We start from the raw sequence: 16,981 nt of genomic DNA, 5'->3' as shown, positions 1-16,981 counted from the left end.
GACCCCGTGCACGACCCCACTTCCCCTGTCTCCCCCCTCACCGTCCTCGCCCGCCGCATCCGCGCCCGCCCCCCGTCCCTCGGCCCGGTCCGGCTGGTCGCCGTCGACGGGCACGCGGGCTCGGGGAAGACGACGTTCACGGCCCGGCTCGCCGAGGCACTGGGCGGCGGCACACCGGTGCTGCACCTGGACGACCTGGCGACACACGACGAGCTGTTCGCATGGACGGACCGGCTCCGCACCGGGATCCTCGCCCCGCTCGCCCGGGGCGCGACCGCACACTACCGGGCCTACGACTGGACGGCCCGCCGCTTCGCCGGCCCCGAACGCGCCCTGCCCGCCGCGCCGGTGGTCCTGCTGGAGGGGGTGGGCGCGGGGCGCCGCGCCCTGCGCCCCCACCTCGCCTGCCTGCTGTGGATGGACCTAGACCGCAGTGACTCCTGGGACAGGGGTCAACTCCGCGACGGAGCGGAGCAAGCGGAATTCTGGGCCGGATGGATGCGGGCGGAGCGCGCGCATTTCGCGGCGGACCCCACGCGCCCCTATGCAGAACTCCTGGTGCGGCAGAGCCCCTTGGGGTACGAGGTGCTGCCGGGACCTCACGGGACCGACTGAACCCCGCCCTTCCCTACGCTGCGTAGCCAACCCGCCCCGGGACCCGGCGCACCCACGCTCCCCGCGTCCACGGACCGCCCCAACTCGGCTTGACCCCGGGCCCGTACAGGACTTACGTTCAGAAGGAGCGATCCGACGCGGTCGCCGGAGAACGCGAAGCCCCCGGTTGTTCCCCCGTGACCGGGGGCTTCGTCCTCCCTGCGGACACCCTTACACCCCTTTTGCCCCATCGCCCGGACGAGAGGCCATTACCCACGGTGACAGGCCGCCGCGGCACCTCCCGGACGCCCCGCACACCACCCCCGGCGCCCACGAAGGAAGCCCCCGCACCCTACGGGCCACGCCGACCGCGCAGGTACGATGCCAAGCGGCGCACCCGTCGTCGGCGGGCGCCGGCAACACTGGTCAACTCCCGCCCACAGAACAATGGTTCGAACGAAGCGGCCGGGCACCCGCCCGGCGGCGCGGCACGGGGGCAGGGTTTGTGGGGGATGCGATGGACTTCGGCACACAGGGCCCGCCCGCCCCGGCAGATCTCGCCTGGCTGCGCGGTGTGGACGCCTGCACGATGGGCGCCTACGCCCAGGCGGAGGAGGAGTTCCGGACGGCGGTGCGCGTCGACCCCGGGATGGCGGACGCCTGGCTGGGCCTGCACGCCCTGCGGGCCGAGACCTCCACCGCACTGCTGCGCATGTACCGCCACCGCGACCGGTTCGGCCAGCAGCGCGCCCGTCATCGGCGCCCGCTCAACTCCTGGTACTGGCTGGGCTGGTGGGTCCAGCCGGTCCTGGAGACCGGCCGCGACCTGCTGCTCGCCCACGCCTCCCACTGGCTGGACGGCCGGCACGTCCCCGAGCTGGACCGGGCGCTCGCCGAGTGCCCGCCCGTCGACACCGACGCGCAGGTCCGCTTCCTGCACGCCTGCCGCGCCTACCTCGTCAAGGACTGGGAACAGCTCGTCCGCCACACCGAACCCTTACTCGACGACCCGCTGCTGGGCATCGAGGCCGGACTGTTCGGCGGCATGGCCCGGGTCCGCCTGGAGATGTACGGCCAGGCGGAGCCGCTGCTCTCCACGGCGCTGATGCGGTGCCGCAGCGAACAGCCGCAGCGCAAGGAACTCCGCTACTGGCTGGCCCGCGCCCACGAGGGCACCGGGCGCAGCGCGGCCGCCCTCCCCCTCTACCGTGCCGTGCACCGGGTGGACCCCACCTTCATGGACACCTCCGCCCGGCTGACCGCCATCTCGGCGGGCGACGGACTCGACGAGCACACGGACCTCTCCCCGCCGTTCCCCTTCGGCGGCCCCGGCCAGGACCCGCCGGACGCCGCGGACACCGCCGGGGACCCGGAGGCGCGGGCAGGCGACGTCCTCACCGGCACGGTCCCGGCACCCGCCCCCGTCGGCGGGGTACGGGAGATGGCCCGGGTCCCCCCACAGCCGTCCTCCCCTCCCGTCCCCGGCCCCTCCGACCCCGTCCTGCTCGCCAAGGCGCTCGCCGAACTGGAGCGCATGGTGGGCCTGGAGCCGGTCAAACGGCAGGTCAGAGCGTTGTCCGCACAGCTGCACATGGCCCGCCTCCGAGCCGGCCAGGGCCTGCCCGTCCAGCCCCCCAAACGCCACTTCGTCTTCTCCGGCCCCTCCGGCACCGGCAAGACCACGGTGGCCCGGATCCTCGGCCGGGTCTTCTACGCCCTCGGCCTGCTCGGCGGCGACCACCTGGTCGAGGCCCAGCGGGCCGACCTCGTCGGCGAGTTCCTGGGCCAGACGGCGGTCAAGGCCAACGAGCTGATCGACTCCGCGCTCGGCGGCGTCCTCTTCGTCGACGAGGCGTACAGCCTCTCCAACTCCGGCTACAGCAAAGGCGACGCCTACGGCGACGAGGCCCTCCAGGTCCTCCTCAAACGCGCCGAGGACAACCGCGACCGCCTCGTCGTCATCCTGGCCGGCTACCCCGAGGGCATGGACCGCCTCCTCGCCGCCAACCCCGGCCTGAGCTCCCGCTTCACCACCCGCGTCGACTTCCCCAGCTACCGCCCGGCCGAACTCACCTCCATCGGCGAGGTCCTCGCCGGCGAGAACGGTGACGCATGGGACGAGGAGGCACTGGAGGAACTCCGCTCCATCAGCGCTCACGTCGTCGGCCAGGGCTGGATCGACGAACTGGGAAACGGACGTTTCCTGCGGACGCTGTACGAGAAGAGCTGCGCGTACCGGGACCTCCGGCTGTCCGGCTACGCGGGTGCGCTGTCGCGCGACGATCTGGCGACGCTGCGGTTGCCGGACCTGATGCAGGCGTACGGGGAGGTGCTCTCGGGCCGGGGCCCGGAGAGGTAGGCCCCGGACCCGCCCTTTCACCGTTTCTGCGGGGGCAAGCCCCCGCACCCCCGAAACCGCGCTCCGCGCAGGACGAGCGGCGAAGCCGCGACAAGGGGGTCTGGGGGCGCAGCCCCCAGGAAACGGTGAAAGGGCGGGGCCGGGGCACCCTCACCCCGTGACAACCTCCCGCACTCGCGGATCCGGCACCACCGGCGTCACAGCCGCGACCCGATGCGAAGGATCCCGCACCTCCCCCACCAACATCTCCAGCACATCCTCCAACGCCACCAACCCAAGCACCTTCCCCGAAGCATCGGCGACCGCGGCCAGATGAGCGGCAGCCCGCCGCATCACCGTCAGCGCGTCATCGAGCGGCAGCTCGGCCCGCAACGTCTCGACCCGCCGCCACACGTGCTGCGGCACGGGCCGGTCCCGTTCCTCCAGATCCAGAACGTCCTTCACATGGATGTACCCCATGAAGGCCCCACCGGACGCGCGCACCGGAAACCGCGAATACCCGGTCCGCACGGTCAGCCCCTCGATCTCCCGAGGGGTGACCGCCGGCGTCACGGTGACGAGCCCGCCCGGATCCAGCAGCACATCCGTCACCGGCCGGGTCCCCAGCTCCAGCGCGTCCTCCAGCCGCTCCTGCTCGACGGAGTCGAGCAGCCCGGCCTGCCGCGAGTCCTCCACCAGATGAGTCAGCTGCTCACTGGTGAAAACGGCCTCCACCTCATCCTTGGGCTCGACCCGGAACAGCCGCAGCACCCCGTGCGCGCACGCGCCGAGCAGCCGGGTGACCGGCCGGCAGAGCCGGGCGAAGGCGACCAGGCCGGGGCCCAGCCAGAGGGCCGCCCGGTCGGGGGCGGACATGGCGAGGTTCTTCGGCACCATCTCGCCGATGACCAGGTGCAGGAAGACCACCAGGGCCAACGCGATGACGTACCCGAGCGGATGGATCAGCCCGTCGGGCAGCCCGGCCGCGTGGAAGACCGGCTCCAGCAGCCCGGCCACCGTCGGCTCGGCGACCGCGCCGAGCGTCAGCGAGCAGACGGTGATGCCGAACTGGGCCGCCGCCATCATCTGCGGCAGGTTCTCCAGTCCGGTCAGGACGGTCCGGGCCTGCTTGGACCCTTCCGCCGCCCGCGGCTCGATCTGGCTGCGGCGCACCGAGACGAGGGCGAACTCGGCGCCCACGAAGAACCCGTTGGCCAGCACCAGAACCAGGGCGAAGAGGAGTTGCAGCACGCTCATCGCACGTCTCCCCTCACCAGCGCCGCCCGCACGAAGCGCACCCGCTCCGCCCGGTGGTGCCCGACCCGCCGCACCGACAGCCGCCAGCCGTCGGGCAGTTCGGCCGTGTCCCCGGGAACGGGGATCCGGCCGAGCAGGTCGGCGACGAGTCCGGCGACGGTCTCGTACGGCCCCTCCGGCGCGTCGAGCCCGATCCGGTGCAGGGCGTCGACGCGGCAGCTGCCCTCCGCGTCCCAGGCCGGGCGTCCGTCCTCGCAGGGGACGGGGGCCAGGTCGGGGCGGGCGGCGTCGGCGTGGTCGTGCTCGTCGCGGACCTCGCCGACGAGTTCCTCGACGATGTCCTCCAGGGTGACGACACCGGCCGTCCCGCCGTACTCGTCGACGACGACGGCCATGGGCTGCTCGCTGCGCAGCCGTTCCAGCAGCGGCTGCACCGGCAGGCTCTGCGGGACGAGCAGCGGGGCGACGGCGATCCGGGTGAGCGGCGTCCGCAGCCGCTCCTCGGCGGGCACGGCCAGCGCGTCCTTGAGGTGGACCACGCCGACGACCTCGTCCAGCCGCTCCCGGTAGACGGGGAAGCGGGACAGGCCGGTGGCCCGCGTCAGGTTGAGGACGTCCTCGGCGGTGGCGCCCGCCTGGAGGGCGCTGACCTTGACCCGGGGTGTCATCACGTGCTGGGCGGTCAGCTCGCCCAGGGAGAGGGTCCGCACGAACAGGTCGGCGGTGTCCTGCTCCAGGGCCCCGGCGAGGGCCGAGTGCCGGGCGAGCGAGACGAGCTCGCCGGGGGTGCGGGCGGAGGCCAGCTCCTCGGCCGGTTCCACGCCCAGCGCCCGCACCATCCGGTTGGCGACCGTGTTCAGCAGGGTGATCACGGGCCGGAAGAAGTGCGAGAACGCGCTCTGCGGGCGGGCGACGAAGCGGGCGACCTGGAGCGGCCGGGAGACCGCCCAGTTCTTCGGCACCAGCTCGCCGAGGACCATCTGCACGGCGGCGGCCACCAGCATGCCGGTCACCACCGCCACGCCGGGCGCGGCGCCGGACGGCAGCCCGGCCGCGGCGAAGACCCCGGTGAGCAGCCGCCCGAGGGCGGGCTCGGCGAGCATGCCGACCACCAAGGAGGTGATGGTGATGCCCAGTTGGGTGCCGGAGAGCTGGAAGGAGAGTTCGCGCAGGGCCTCGACGACGGTGCGGGCCCGCTGGTCGCCGTCCGCCGCGGCCCGCTCGGCCTCGGGCTTCTCGACGGTCACGAGGCCGAACTCGGCGGCGACGAAGAAGCCGTTCGCGAGGATCAGGAGCAGGGCCGCCGCCAGGAGCAGCAGCGAGACGGTGATACTCATGGCGCCGCCTCACGATGGGGGGCGGCGCAGGTACTACAGGACGGTCCGTCCATCCCGGAGGGGATCACTCCTCGGTTCGCAGGTGTCCCGCGGGCCGCCGGGAGGCGGCCGGGTGGGCGGGACGGGGCAGGTGGGTGCCCGTGCACACCAGAGTAATCAAGGAACCGGCGACGGGGGCGGCCGGCCGGGCTCAGGTCGTGGAGCTGCCGGTGCCGAACTCGGCGACGAGCGCGCTCAGGGTGCGGGCCTGGGCGATGGCCTTGTCCCTGGCCATGCCGGGCTGAATGCCCATGGCGGGCAGCGTCGTTCCGTCGGCGAGGTCGAGGTGGACCCAGGAGTCGCCGGGCCGCAGGTTGACGCGGACGATCTCGGCCCAGGCCAGCCGCCGGACGGTCGTGAGGTTCACCACGGTGACGCCCTCGGGCGTGGCGACCACCTTGGGCCGGGCGAGCAGGGCGAGGACGCCCAGGCCCAGCAGCCCGGTGCCGATGAAGGTGGCCCGGTCCCCCGCGGTGAACGACTCCAGCAGGAACGACATCACGGCCATCACGACGACGAGCGCGCCGCCGATGCCCAGGAGCACCACCCGGGTGAGGGCCGGGCGGAAGACGGCCGGGAGGGTGGTCTGGGCGCTTCCGGGCGCTGCTGGGCTGGTCACGTCGGTGCGTTCCTTCGTCGGGCGGTGCGCGGCGCCGCGGGGGCCGGGGTCGGGATCGGCCGGGGCCGCCGGGGTCAGAGGCGGCAGGCGTGGATGCCGGTGGTGAGGATGGCGCGCGCGCCCAGGTCGTACAGCTCGTCCATGACGCGCTGCGCGTCCTTGGCCGGGACCATCGAGCGGACGGCGACCCAGCCCTCGTGGTGCAGCGGCGAGACGGTGGGCGACTCCAGGCCGGGGGTGAGCGCGACGGCGCGCTCGACGTGCTCGACGCGGATGTCGTAGTCCATCATCACGTAGCGCCGGGCGACGAGGACGCCCTGCATCCGGCGGAGGAACTGCTGGACCTTGGGGTCGTCGGCCGGAGCGCCCGCGCGGCGGATGACGACGGCCTCGGACTCCAGGATCGGCTCGCCGATGATCTCCAGCCCGGCGTTGCGCAGGGTGGTGCCGGTCTCGACGACGTCGGCGATGACCTGGGCGACACCGAGCTGGATGGCGGTCTCGACGGCGCCGTCCAGGTGGACGACGTCGGCGTCGACGCCGTGGTCGGCGAGGTGCTTGGTGACCAGGCCGGCGAAGGAGGTGGCGATGGTCATGCCGCCGAACTCGGAGACGTCCTGGGCCGTACCCGGGCGGGTGGCGTAGCGGAACGTCGAGCCGGCGAAGCCGAGCTGCATGATCTCCTCGGCCCGGGAGCCGGAGTCCAGCAGCAGGTCGCGGCCGGTGATGCCGATGTCGAGCTTGCCGGAGCCCACGTAGACGGCGATGTCGCGGGGGCGGAGGAAGAAGAACTCGACCTCGTTGGCGGCGTCGACGAGGACGAGTTCCCTGCGGTCCTTGCGCTGCCGGTAACCGGCCTCATGGAGCATCTCCGACGCAGGCTCGGAGAGAGAACCCTTGTTGGGGACGGCGATGCGCAGCATGAGGGCGGTTCCTTAGTGCAGGGGGATGGGGAAAAACGAGGGTAAGGATCAGAGGTGGGCGTACACGTCGTCGAGCGAGATGCCGCGGGCGACCATCATCACCTGGAGGTGGTAGAGGAGCTGGGAGATCTCCTCGGCGGTCGCCTCGGCGCCCTCGTACTCGGCGGCCATCCACACCTCGGCCGCCTCTTCGACGACCTTCTTGCCGATGGCATGGACGCCCTTGCCCACCAGTTCCGCGGTGCGGGAGGTGGCGGGGTCGCCGGCGGCCTTCTGCTGGAGCTCGGCGAAGAGCTCCTCGAACGTCTTCCTGTCCATGGTGGTCCCTACCCTACGGGGTCCGCCCCGGGTGTCAGTGCCAGGGCTCCGACACCGAGCGGAGGGTGACCGCCGTGGCGACGGCCGCGGTGACCGCCTCGTGGCCCTTGTCCTCGGTCGAGCCCTCCAGTCCGGCGCGGTCCAGGGCCTGTTCATCGGTGTCACAGGTGAGGACGCCGAAGCCGACCGGGACGCCTGTGTCGGTGGAGACCTGGGTGAGGCCCTGGGTGACGCCCTGGCACACGTAGTCGAAGTGGGGCGTACCGCCCCGGATGACGACGCCGAGGGCGACGATCGCGTCGTAGCCGCGGCCGGCGAGCGCCTTGGCGGCGACGGGCAGCTCCCAGCTGCCGGGGACGCGCAGCAGCGTCGGCTCGTCGATGCCGAGGTCGTGCAGGGCGCGCAGGGCGCCGTCGACCAGGCCGTCCATGACCTTCTCGTGCCACTGGGCGGCGATCACGGCCACCCGCAGGTCACGACAGTTCTTCACACTCAGCTGGGGGGCGCCCTTGCCGCTCACGTCACTCCTCGGTAGTTCGTCGGGTGGTGCTACTGCTTCGGTGCTACTGGTTGTCGCAGGGGGAGACCTGGTGGTCGTCCAGCCAGGGCAGGTCGTGCCCCATCCGGTCCCGCTTGGTGCGCAGGTACCGGAGATTGTGCTCGCCCGCCGCCACGGGCATCGGCTCCCGCCCGGAGATCTTGATGCCGTGCTGTTCCAGGGCGATGGTCTTGTCCGGGTTGTTGGTCATCAGCCGGATGGAGCGGACGCCCAGGTCGGTGAGCATCTGGGCGCCGGCCGCGTAGTCCCGGGCGTCGGCGGGGAGGCCGAGTTCGAGGTTGGCGTCCAGCGTGTCGTGGCCGGCCTCCTGGAGCTCGTAGGCCCGCAGCTTGGACAGCAGTCCGATGCCGCGCCCCTCGTGGCCGCGCAGGTAGACGACGACGCCGCGGCCCTCGGTGGCCACCCGTTCGAGGGACGCCTCCAGCTGGGGGCCGCAGTCGCAGCGCAGGGAGCCGAAGACGTCGCCGGTGAGGCACTCGGAGTGGACCCGGACCAGGACGTCCTCGCCGTCGCCGAGGTCGCCGGAGACGAGGGCGATGTGCTCGACGCCGTCGCGGACCGAGCGGTAGCCGTATGCCCGGAACTCGCCGAAGGCGGTGGGCAGCCGGGTGCTGGCCTCGCGCTTGACGGTGGGTTCGGCGGACTTCAGATAGGTGATCAGGTCCTCGATGGAGATGATCGCCAGGCCGTGCTTCCGCGCGAACGGGATCAGCTCGGGCAGCCGCAGCATCCGGCCGTCCTCGCCGGCGATCTCCACGATGGCGGCGGCGGGCCGCAGTCCGGCCAGCCGGGCCAGGTCGCAGCCGGCCTCGGTGTGGCCGGGGCGGGCGAGGACGCCGCCGGGCCGGGCGCGCAGCGGGAAGACGTGGCCGGGCCGGACGAAGTCCTCGGAGCGGCTGTCGGGGGAGGCCAGCAGCCGGATGGTGGTGGCCCGGTCGGCGGCCGAGATGCCGGTGCCGACGCCGTGCGCGGCGCTCGCGTCGACGCTGACGGTGAAGGCGGTGCGCATGGTCTCGGTGTTCTTCTCGACCATCTGCGGGAGGTCGAGCCGGTCGACGTCCTCCGCCTCCATCGGCACGCAGATCAGCCCGCGGCACTCGCTCATCATGAAGGCGAGGGTCTCGGCGGTGGCGAGTTCGGCGGCGACGACGAGGTCTCCCTCGTTCTCCCGGCTCTCGTCGTCCACCACCACGACGGGCCGGCCGGCCGCGATGTCGGCGATGGCGCGCTCGACCGGGTCGAGTCCTGAGGCCGCGGGGGCCTCGTGCGGGGCGGTCATGGGTCACTCCGTGGGGGTCGTGGGCGGGCGGTGCGGGACGGCCGGCGGGTCAGGCGGCCCGGGTGAGGGCCGGCCCGGCGGCCGGGGCGCGGCGGGCGGCGGCGCGGGAGCGCAGCCACCAGTCGCGCAGGCCCCACAGGACGAGGCCGAGGTAGACGACGTAGACGACGCCGCCGAAGGCCAGTCCGCTGGAGAAGGCGAGGGGGACGCCGACGAAGTCCACCAGCAGCCAGGCGAACCAGAACTCGACGAGCCCGCGGGCCTGGGCGACCATCGCGGCGAGCGTGCCGACGAAGATGTACGCGTCCGGCCAGGGGTTCCAGGACAGCTCGGGCACGGCGGTGAACAGCCCGCCGACGGCCAGCGTGCCCACGGCCGTCCCGCCGAGCAGCAGGGCCCGTTCACGCCAGGTCGCGAAGCGCACGGCGAGGCCGTCCTGCGTCTCGCGCCGCCCGAGGTGCCACTGCCGCCAGCCCCACACCGAGACGCCGATGACGAGGAGCTGCTTGCCCACGCCGCCGCCGAGGTGGGCGGTGGCGTAGGCGGTGACGAGGATCAGGCCGGCGAGGAACTGGACGGGCCAGGTCCATATGGACCGCTTCCAGCCGAGGGCCAGGGCGACCAGCCCGGCCGTGTTGCCGATCAGGTCGGACCAGATGACGTGCTGGCCGAAGGCGGCGAACGCCTCGTCGCCGAGCCAGGAGACGGCGCTCATGCCCGGCCCCCCTTGGCGATCCGGTCGCCCAGCAGCCGCTCGGTGGCCGGGACATGACCGAGCAGCCGCTCGGTGTACTTCGCGAGCACGTCGACCTCCAGGTTGACCGGATCACCGGTCTTCTTGATGCCGAGGGTGGTCATCTCCAGCGTGGTGGGGATGAGGCTGACGGTGAACCAGTCGTCCCCGGCCTCGACGACGGTCAGGCTGACGCCGTCCACGGTGATCGACCCCTTGTCGACGACGTACCGGGCGAGCTGCGCGGGGAGCGAGACCCGTACGGTCTCCCAGTGCTCCCCGGGCGTCCGCTCGGTGATGGTCCCGGTGCCGTCCACATGCCCCTGGACCAGGTGGCCGCCGAGCCGTCCGCCCAGCTTCATCGGACGTTCCAGGTTGACGCGCGCGCCGGCGTCGAGGGCGCCCAGGCTGGAGCGGTCGAGGGTCTCGGCCATCACGTCGGCGGTGAACTCGCCGTCCGCGGTGGTGACGACCGTCAGGCAGACGCCGTTGACCGCGATCGAGTCGCCGTGCCCGGCGTCCTCCGTGACGAGCGGGCCGCGCAGCCGGAACCGGGCCGAGTCGCCCTGGCGTTCCACGGCGACGACCTCGCCCAGTTCTTCGACGATTCCGGTGAACACTTCTCAGTTCTCCTCTGGGGCGGTGGCGAGGGGTGCGGCGGTGACCCGCAGGTCGGGGCCGATGCGGGCGACGTCGGTCACGTCCAGGCGCAGGGCCCGGTCGATGGTGCCGATGCCGGCGTCCCCGAGGGCGGCGGGTCCGGCGCCGAGGAGGGCCGGGGCGAGGTAGGCGACGACGCGGTCCACGGCGCCGGCGGCCAGGAAGGCGCCGGCGAGCCGGGGGCCGCCCTCCAGCAGGACGGACCGCACGCCGCGGCCGTACAACTCGGCGAGCAGGGCGGGGATGTCGATCCCGGTGCCGTCGGCGGGCAGCCGGGCGACGTCCACCCCGGGCAGGTGCCCGGTGTCGGCGTCCTTGCCGACGGCGATCAGGGTGGGCGCCGCGTCGTCCAGCACCCGGGCGCCGGGGCGGATCGTGGCGTGGGTGTCGACGACGACGCGCAGCGGCTGGGTGACGGCGCGGTCGCCCGGGAGGCCGCGGACGGCGAGGTGCGGGTCGTCGGCGCGCAGGGTGCCGGAGCCGACGACGACGGCGTCGGCCTCGGCGCGCAGCCGGTGGACGTCGGCGCGGGAGCCGGCCGACGTGATCCAGCGGCTGGTGCCGTCGGCGGCGGCGCTGCGGCCGTCCAGGGTGGCGGCGTACTTCCAGAGCACGAAGGGCCGGCCGCGCAGCACGGCGGTGAGCCAGGCGGTGTTGCCGGCCGCGGCCTCGTCGGCGAGCAGGCCGCCCTCGGTGTCCACGCCGGCCGCCGCGAGGGTGGCCGCGCCGCCGGTGGCCGCCGGGGTGGGGTCGGCGACGGCGTAGACGACCCGGGCGACGCCGGCGGCGATCAGCGCCTGGGCGCAGGGGCCGGTGCGTCCGGTGTGGTTGCAGGGTTCGAGGGTGACGACGGCGGTGCCGCCCCGGACGTCGCGCCCGGCCGCGGCGGCGGCGCGCAGCGCCTCCACCTCGGCGTGCGCGGCTCCGGCGCGCCGGTGCCAGCCCTCGCCGGCGACCCGTCCGGCGGCGTCGAGGACGACGCAGCCGACGACGGGGTTGGGGCTCGTGGAACCGAGGGCGCGCGCGGCGAGCGCGATGGCGCGTCGCATCGCGTCTGCTTCGGTCGCGGTGGCCACCGGGGTCCTCCTGCCTCTTCGGGCATGGACTCCGGGGCTGTCGTGAGAAACGACGAAAAGCGGGGACGACGGCGCCGGGAACGCCGCGTGCCCCGTGCGGGACGTGCCTGGAGAGGACGGCCGCACGGCCACGGCTCTGCTGCCGGTGCCTGCCCGCCGCGCACTGCCTCCCATCCGGACTTTAACCGTCGGTCCAGGAATTTCACCTGGTCAACCGGCCGCTGGCTGCGGCCGGGTCGCGGACTGTAACCGCCGGTTCGGAATTTCACCGACCCCGGAGTGCGCTGCGTGAATGATCTGTTCTGGTACAGGGTGCCCGAGCCGTTGTCCAGGGGACTTCCGGCTCCGACGCTCCGAGCGTACGCCGAGCCGCCGCGCGGTGTCCACGGGACTTGACAGAGCGTGTGGCAGGTCACGCGCGGGCCCGCGTACCGTGCCCGAGGGGGCCGGTGGCGGCGACGGGACTGGGGGTCCGCGGCATGGAGGTCCGAGGCGGCGCAGAGGGTACCGACGACCGGAAAACCGGCCTCCGGAAGACGGCGGCGGAGCCGGGCCTGCGCCGCGCCCGGCTGGCCGTCGCCGCCGTGTTCGCCGTGCACGGCGCGGTCACCGGGAACTTCGCCACCCGCGTCCCCTGGATCAGGGACCACCTCCACCTGAGCGCGGGCGAGTTGGGCCTGGCGCTGGCCTTCCCGGCGATCGGGGCGGCGCTGGCGATGCCGCTCGCGGGCCGGGTCGCCCACCGCTTCGGGACCCGCGCCGCGCTGCGCGGACTGCTCGCCCTGTGGTGCGCGTCCCTCGCCCTGCCCGCCCTCTCCCCCGGCCTGCCGGTGCTCTGCGCGGCGCTCGCGGTGTACGGCGCGGCGTCGGGGACGGCGGACGTCGCCATGAACGCGCTGGGGGTGGAGACGGAGGAGCGGCTGGGCCGGTCGATCATGTCCGGGCTGCACGGGATGTGGAGCGCGGGGGCACTGGCCGGCTCGGCGGCGGGCACGGTGGCGGCGCACGCGGGCCCGGACGCGCGCTGGCACCTCGGTACGGCGGCCGTCGTCCTGACGCTGCTGGGCGCGGTGGTGTGCGGCCCGGTGCTGGACGTCCGGCCGCGGGCGGAGGAACACGCGCCGCCGCGGTTCGCGCTGCCGCCGAGGTCGGCGCTGGCCATCGGGGCGGTCGGGTTCTGCGCGGTGTTCGCCGAGGGGGCGAGCCTGGAATGGTCGGCGGTCTATCTGCGGGACGTCGTCGGCTCCGGGGCGGGGCTGGCGGCCGCCTGCACCACGGCCTTCTCCTGTGCGATGGCGGCGGCCCGGTTCGCCGGGGACGCGGCGGTCCGCCGGTTCGGGCCGGTACGCACGGTCCGCGCGGGCGGGGTGCTGGCGGGGTGCGGCGGGGTGCTGGTGGTCGCGGCGCCGGGGGCGACACCGGCGATCGCCGGGTTCGCGCTGGTGGGGCTGGGCATCGCGGTGGTCGTGCCGCTCGCCTTCGCGGCGGCGGCACGCAGCGGACCGGAGCCGAGCCAGGCCATCGCGGGGGTGGCGACGATCACGTACACGTCGAGCCTGGTCGCCCCGTCGGCCATCGGGCAGCTCGCGGACGCCACGTCGCTGACGGTCTCGTTCGGACTGGTGACGGTGCTGGCGGCGCTGCTGGCGGTGACGGCGGGGGCGCTGCGGCCGGGGGCCGGCGGCGCGGCGCGGGCCGCGGCGGCGGGGGGCGGCTGAGAGCGGCTGAGCGTCACCCCATCGAGGGACGCCACTCCTTCGAGGGACCTCGGCGAGGAGCATCACTCCTTCGAGGGATGGCTCTGGGGATGGTTCGAGGGAGGGAACGCCTCCGCGGGCCGCGCGGCCGGGGTTTCCGGTCGCACGGCCCGCGGTGGAAGGGGACCTCAGAGGGTGAACGTTGGCTCAGAGGCCTCAGAGGCTGATGCCCAGGATGTTGACGGTGTTGCGGACGTACTTGCCGCCGTGGCCGCCCTTGTGGCCCCAGCCGTCGTTCCAGTCGCAGTCACGGTCGCGACCGCGGTGCTTCCAGCCGCCGCCGTCGCAGTCGTCACCGCGGCCCCAGCCCTCGTGGCCCCAGCCACTGTGGTGACCCCAGCCACCCTCGTGGCCCCAGCCGCCACCGTGACCCCAGCCACCGTTGTGGCCCCAGCCACCGCGGTCGCAGTCACGGTCCCAGCCGCCCCAGCCCTTGTGGTGGCCGCCACCCCAGCTGCCCCAGCCACCCCAAATGTTGATGTTGCCCCAGCCGTTGCCCCAGCCGCCGTGGTGGCGGCCGCGGTCGCAGTCGTCGTCGTGGTGACGGCCCCAACGGCCACGGTCGCAGTCGCGGTCCCGGTCCCGGTCCCAGCGGCCGCGGTCGCAGTCACGGTCACGGTCGCGGTGGTGACGGCCCCGGTCGCAGTCACGGTCCCGGTCGCGGTCGCGGCGGTCGCGGTCGCGGTGCTTGTCGCGGCCCTTGTCGCGGTCGCGGTCGCGGTCCCGGTCCCGGCCGTGGTCCCGGCCGTGGTCGTCGTCCCAGCTCGCCACCTTGGGCGTGGACGGCGACTGCGGCGCGGCGACGGCCACCCCGGCGGCCGGAACGATGACGCCCGCGGCGAGGACCGCGGCGGCCGCTGAGCGGCCGACGAGCTTACGCATGTATGTCTCCTGGTTTGGCAGGAAATCGGACAACCCACGCATACCTCGCCCAGGGCGGGGACCTGCCGAGCGTCCCGGGCATACAGCCTTACGAGGTGTTAATTGCGCCGATCGCAGCAGCGCCCGGCCGCCCCACCGGCCACCTGACCGGGCCACCTCACCGAGCAGCCCCACCGGCCGTCAGCGACCGGCCCGGCACCCGCCGTTCTCCGCGCGGACCACTCCTGACCCGCGCTTAACATGGTGCGGATCACCTCGAACAACCACAGTGGGAGCATTCATGGGCCTCGGCGTGCGCTGGACCCTGCACGGTGACGGGCGCACCCCCGCCCCCGGGGCCGTCGTCGCGCCGGACGAACGGCTCTCCTGGCCGCGGACCGCGGGCCTCGGCGCCCAGCACGTGGTGGCAATGTTCGGCGCGTCGTTCGTCAGTCCGGTGCTCATGGGCCTGGACCCCAACCTGGCGATCATGATGTCGGGCGTCGCCACCATCCTCTTCCTGCTCGCGACGCGCGGCCGGATCCCCAGCTACCTGGGGTGCAGCCTCTCGTTCGTCGGCGTGGCGGCCGTCATCCGGGCCCAGGGCGGCGACAGCGCGGCCGTCACCGGCGCGATCTTCGTGGTCGGCGCGGCGCTGTTCCTCAGCGGCCTGGCGGTACGCCGGTTCGGCGCCCGGATCATCCACGCGGCGATGCCGCCGGTGGTGACGGGCGCGGTGGTGATGCTGATCGGCTTCAACCTGGCCCCGGTGACCGCGAGCACCTACTGGCCGCAGGACCAGTGGACGGCCCTGCTCACCATGCTCTTCACCGGGCTGGCCGTGGTCTGCCTGCGCGGCTTCTGGTCACGGGTGGCGATCTTCCTGGGCCTGCTCTTCGGCTACGCCCTCTCCTGGGCCCTCGACCGGATCTTCGGAAAGATCCATTCCGTCAACGGCGGCCCCCAGGCCGTCGACCACTGGCGGCTCGACCTGTCAGGCGTCGGCAAGGCGGACTGGATCGGCCTGCCCTCCCTGCACGGCCCGTCCTTCGGCTGGTCGGCGGCGTTGGTGGCGCTGCCGGTGGTCATCGCCCTCATCGCGGAGAACGCGGGGCACGTCAAGGCCGTGGGCGAGATGACCGGCGACCCGCTGGACGACCAGCTCGGCACCGCGATCTCGGCCGACGGCGCGGCGACGATGCTGTCCACGGCCGTCGGCGGGCCGGCGAACACCACCTACTCCGAGAACATCGGCGTCATGGCGGCCACCCGCGTCTACTCGACCGCCGCTTACTGGGCGGCGGCCTGCTTCGCACTCCTCTTCGGCATCTGCCCGAAGTTCGGCGCGGTCGTCGCGGCCGTCCCCGGGGGCGTGCTGGGCGGGATCACCGTCATCCTGTACGGCATGATCGGCCTGCTCGGCGCGCAGATCTGGGTGCACAACAAGGTGGACCTGCGCAATCCCCTGAACCTGGTGCCGATCGCGGCGGGCGTGATCATCGGCGTCGGCGGCGTCAGCCTCAAGATCAGCAAGAACTTCGAGCTCAACGGCATCGCCCTGGGCACGATCGTGGTCCTCACCGGCTACCACGCGCTGCGTTTCCTGGCGCCGCCGCACCTCAAGCGGCAGGAGCCGCTGCTGGACGAGGGGACGAGCGGGTACGACGGGCTGGCGACGGAGGGTGCGCGGAACGGCGGGGCGTCGGACGGCGGGGAGTCGGACGGCGGCGGGACCGCGTCCCGGCGGCCCGGGGCCTGACGGGCCGCCCGGACCTGCGGTTTCATTACGCAGCGTCACCCGTTCCGGTTAACTTGGAGACCAGAGCCCCTACTCTCCGTATTCGTCTGTCACTCTGTGTGCATGGAGATGACGCGCGCACGGACCACGACGCCCATGACCGGCATCGAGCGGGTCGTCGCCCGGATGCGGGCGCTGGCCGCCGAGTTGCCGCCGGAGGACGGGGTGGCGGTCTTCAACGGGGTGTATCTGGCGGTCACCGAGGAGGTGGCGCGGCGGGTGCCGGAGGGCGGTTTCCGGGACCGCCTGGCCACCACCACGCTGGACGTGCTGTTCGCGAGCCGCTATCTGGACGCGGTCGACGAGGCGGCGGCGGGGCGAAGACCGCCGGCCTGCTGGCGTCCGCTGTTCCAGCTCCGCGGCCATCCCGCCGTCCGGCCGGTGCAGTTCGCGCTGGCGGGCGTCAACGCCCACATCGGCCACGATCTGCCGCTCGCCCTCGCCGACACCTGCCGGGGTCTGGGCGCCGAACCACGGGATCTGGAGGGGGACTTCCACCGGGTCGGCGAGCTGCTGGTCTCCGTGGAGGAGCGGATCCGCGAGGCCCTGATGCCGGGCCCCGACCTGCTGGACGTGGCCGATCCGCTCACCCACCTGCTCGGGTCGTGGACCCTGGAGGCCGCGCGCGGGGCCGCGTGGGCGGCGTTCCGGGCGCTCTGGGCGCTGCGCGAACGGCCGGGTGTGGCGGCGGAGTTCGCGGAGCGCGTCGACGCGAGCGTGGGGCTGGTGGGGCGCTGCCTGCTGACGCCGCTGGGGTGCGGGGACGGCCGGGACGACAGGAAAGACGGGGACGACGCGAACTTCGGGTACGACGGGAAGCGCCCCGCGCGCCG

General features: G+C 73.6%; 15 protein-coding genes, 1 pseudogene and 1 riboswitch. Of the genes and pseudogenes, 5 read left to right on the top strand and 11 right to left on the bottom strand.

Annotated elements, in window-relative coordinates:
• Positions 1 to 6: 6 nt before the first annotated feature.
• Positions 7 to 615 carry a uridine kinase family protein gene (locus K7I03_RS28115; RefSeq protein WP_185944465.1) on the top strand — a complete coding sequence of 203 codons (609 nt, stop codon included), beginning with the start codon at positions 7 to 9 and terminating at the stop codon, positions 613 to 615.
• Between the two features lie 496 nt (positions 616 to 1,111).
• Positions 1,112 to 2,953: an AAA family ATPase gene (locus K7I03_RS28110; RefSeq protein ID WP_185944464.1), complete on the top strand. Its 1,842-nt coding sequence runs from the start codon at positions 1,112 to 1,114 to the stop codon at positions 2,951 to 2,953.
• Between the two features lie 150 nt (positions 2,954 to 3,103).
• Here the strand turns inward: K7I03_RS28110 and K7I03_RS28105 are convergent, their stop codons facing one another.
• From K7I03_RS28105 to ribD, 10 genes are all read right to left on the bottom strand, one after another.
• A complete protein-coding gene (locus K7I03_RS28105) occupies positions 3,104 to 4,189 on the bottom strand; it encodes a hemolysin family protein (protein ID WP_185944463.1) in 1,086 nt (361 codons plus the stop codon).
• Positions 4,186 to 5,520: a hemolysin family protein gene (locus tag K7I03_RS28100; RefSeq protein WP_185944563.1), complete on the bottom strand. Its 1,335-nt coding sequence runs from the start codon at positions 5,518 to 5,520 to the stop codon at positions 4,186 to 4,188. Before K7I03_RS28100 ends, K7I03_RS28105 begins: the two co-directional genes overlap by 4 nt.
• Positions 5,521 to 5,716: 196 nt before the next feature.
• Complete coding sequence (locus K7I03_RS28095; RefSeq protein WP_185944462.1) at positions 5,717 to 6,184, bottom strand: PH domain-containing protein; 468 nt, start codon at positions 6,182 to 6,184, stop codon at positions 5,717 to 5,719.
• 74 nt (positions 6,185 to 6,258) lie between these two features.
• Entirely contained in the window at positions 6,259 to 7,107 is an 849-nt protein-coding gene (hisG, locus tag K7I03_RS28090; RefSeq protein WP_004952247.1) for an ATP phosphoribosyltransferase, read from the bottom strand.
• Positions 7,108 to 7,155: 48 nt separating this feature from the next.
• Positions 7,156 to 7,425: a phosphoribosyl-ATP diphosphatase gene (locus K7I03_RS28085; RefSeq protein ID WP_004952249.1), complete on the bottom strand. Its 270-nt coding sequence runs from the start codon at positions 7,423 to 7,425 to the stop codon at positions 7,156 to 7,158.
• Between the two features lie 34 nt (positions 7,426 to 7,459).
• A complete protein-coding gene (ribH, locus tag K7I03_RS28080) occupies positions 7,460 to 7,945 on the bottom strand; it encodes a 6,7-dimethyl-8-ribityllumazine synthase (RefSeq protein ID WP_185944461.1) in 486 nt (161 codons plus the stop codon).
• 43 nt (positions 7,946 to 7,988) lie between these two features.
• Positions 7,989 to 9,263 carry a bifunctional 3,4-dihydroxy-2-butanone-4-phosphate synthase/GTP cyclohydrolase II gene (locus tag K7I03_RS28075; protein ID WP_185944460.1) on the bottom strand — a complete coding sequence of 425 codons (1,275 nt, stop codon included), beginning with the start codon at positions 9,261 to 9,263 and terminating at the stop codon, positions 7,989 to 7,991.
• A 49-nt stretch (positions 9,264 to 9,312) separates the two neighbouring features.
• The gene (locus tag K7I03_RS28070) at positions 9,313 to 9,978 is read right to left on the bottom strand and encodes a nicotinamide mononucleotide transporter family protein (RefSeq protein WP_185944459.1); all 666 of its coding nucleotides are present in this window, start codon (positions 9,976 to 9,978) and stop codon (positions 9,313 to 9,315) included.
• Positions 9,975 to 10,616, bottom strand: a complete 642-nt coding sequence (locus K7I03_RS28065; RefSeq protein ID WP_185944458.1) for a riboflavin synthase — start codon at positions 10,614 to 10,616, stop codon at positions 9,975 to 9,977. The genes K7I03_RS28070 and K7I03_RS28065 overlap by 4 nt, the downstream gene beginning before the upstream one ends.
• A gap of 3 nt (positions 10,617 to 10,619) precedes the next feature.
• On the bottom strand, positions 10,620 to 11,732 hold the full coding sequence (gene ribD / locus K7I03_RS28060; RefSeq protein WP_185944457.1) for a bifunctional diaminohydroxyphosphoribosylaminopyrimidine deaminase/5-amino-6-(5-phosphoribosylamino)uracil reductase RibD: 1,113 nt from the start codon (positions 11,730 to 11,732) through the stop codon (positions 10,620 to 10,622).
• A 156-nt stretch (positions 11,733 to 11,888) separates the two neighbouring features.
• A riboswitch (FMN riboswitch) is annotated at positions 11,889 to 12,019 on the bottom strand.
• 192 nt (positions 12,020 to 12,211) lie between these two features.
• On the opposite strand from ribD, the gene K7I03_RS28055 reads away from it, so the two are divergent.
• Positions 12,212 to 13,450 (top strand): MFS transporter, encoded by a 1,239-nt coding sequence (locus tag K7I03_RS28055; protein WP_224347247.1) that lies wholly within the window; start codon positions 12,212 to 12,214, stop codon positions 13,448 to 13,450.
• Between the two features lie 195 nt (positions 13,451 to 13,645).
• Here the strand turns inward: K7I03_RS28055 and K7I03_RS28050 are convergent, their stop codons facing one another.
• A complete protein-coding gene (locus K7I03_RS28050; protein ID WP_185944456.1) occupies positions 13,646 to 14,371 on the bottom strand; it encodes a hypothetical protein in 726 nt (241 codons plus the stop codon).
• Positions 14,372 to 14,651: 280 nt separating this feature from the next.
• On the opposite strand from K7I03_RS28050, the gene K7I03_RS28045 reads away from it, so the two are divergent.
• Both K7I03_RS28045 and K7I03_RS28040 read left to right on the top strand, forming a co-directional pair.
• Positions 14,652 to 16,109 (top strand): uracil-xanthine permease family protein, encoded by a 1,458-nt coding sequence (locus tag K7I03_RS28045; protein ID WP_185944455.1) that lies wholly within the window; start codon positions 14,652 to 14,654, stop codon positions 16,107 to 16,109.
• A 108-nt stretch (positions 16,110 to 16,217) separates the two neighbouring features.
• Positions 16,218 to 16,901, top strand: a pseudogene (locus tag K7I03_RS28040) (DUF5995 family protein); the annotation flags it as partial.
• Positions 16,902 to 16,981 lie beyond the last annotated feature (80 nt).

The organism is Streptomyces mobaraensis, from assembly GCF_020099395.1.
Taxonomy (GTDB): Bacteria; Actinomycetota; Actinomycetes; order Streptomycetales; family Streptomycetaceae; genus Streptomyces.
Note: the sequence above shows the minus strand (reverse complement) of the source record. Positions and strands in the feature narration are given on the sequence as shown.

Bases quoted from the DNA above. Each gene is read 5' to 3' on its own strand.
- K7I03_RS28070 (WP_185944459.1), bottom strand. From the start codon at position 9,978: ATGAGCGCCGTCTCCTGGCTCGGCGACGAGGCGTTCGCCGCCTTCGGC.
- K7I03_RS28085 (WP_004952249.1), bottom strand. From the start codon at position 7,425: ATGGACAGGAAGACGTTCGAGGAGCTCTTCGCCGAGCTCCAGCAGAAG.
- hisG (WP_004952247.1), bottom strand. From the start codon at position 7,107: ATGCTGCGCATCGCCGTCCCCAACAAGGGTTCTCTCTCCGAGCCTGCG.
- K7I03_RS28055 (WP_224347247.1), top strand. From the start codon at position 12,212: ATGGAGGTCCGAGGCGGCGCAGAGGGTACCGACGACCGGAAAACCGGC.
- K7I03_RS28075 (WP_185944460.1), bottom strand. From the start codon at position 9,263: ATGACCGCCCCGCACGAGGCCCCCGCGGCCTCAGGACTCGACCCGGTC.
- K7I03_RS28105 (WP_185944463.1), bottom strand. From the start codon at position 4,189: ATGAGCGTGCTGCAACTCCTCTTCGCCCTGGTTCTGGTGCTGGCCAAC.
- K7I03_RS28050 (WP_185944456.1), bottom strand. From the start codon at position 14,371: ATGCGTAAGCTCGTCGGCCGCTCAGCGGCCGCCGCGGTCCTCGCCGCG.
- K7I03_RS28045 (WP_185944455.1), top strand. From the start codon at position 14,652: ATGGGCCTCGGCGTGCGCTGGACCCTGCACGGTGACGGGCGCACCCCC.
- K7I03_RS28110 (WP_185944464.1), top strand. From the start codon at position 1,112: ATGGACTTCGGCACACAGGGCCCGCCCGCCCCGGCAGATCTCGCCTGG.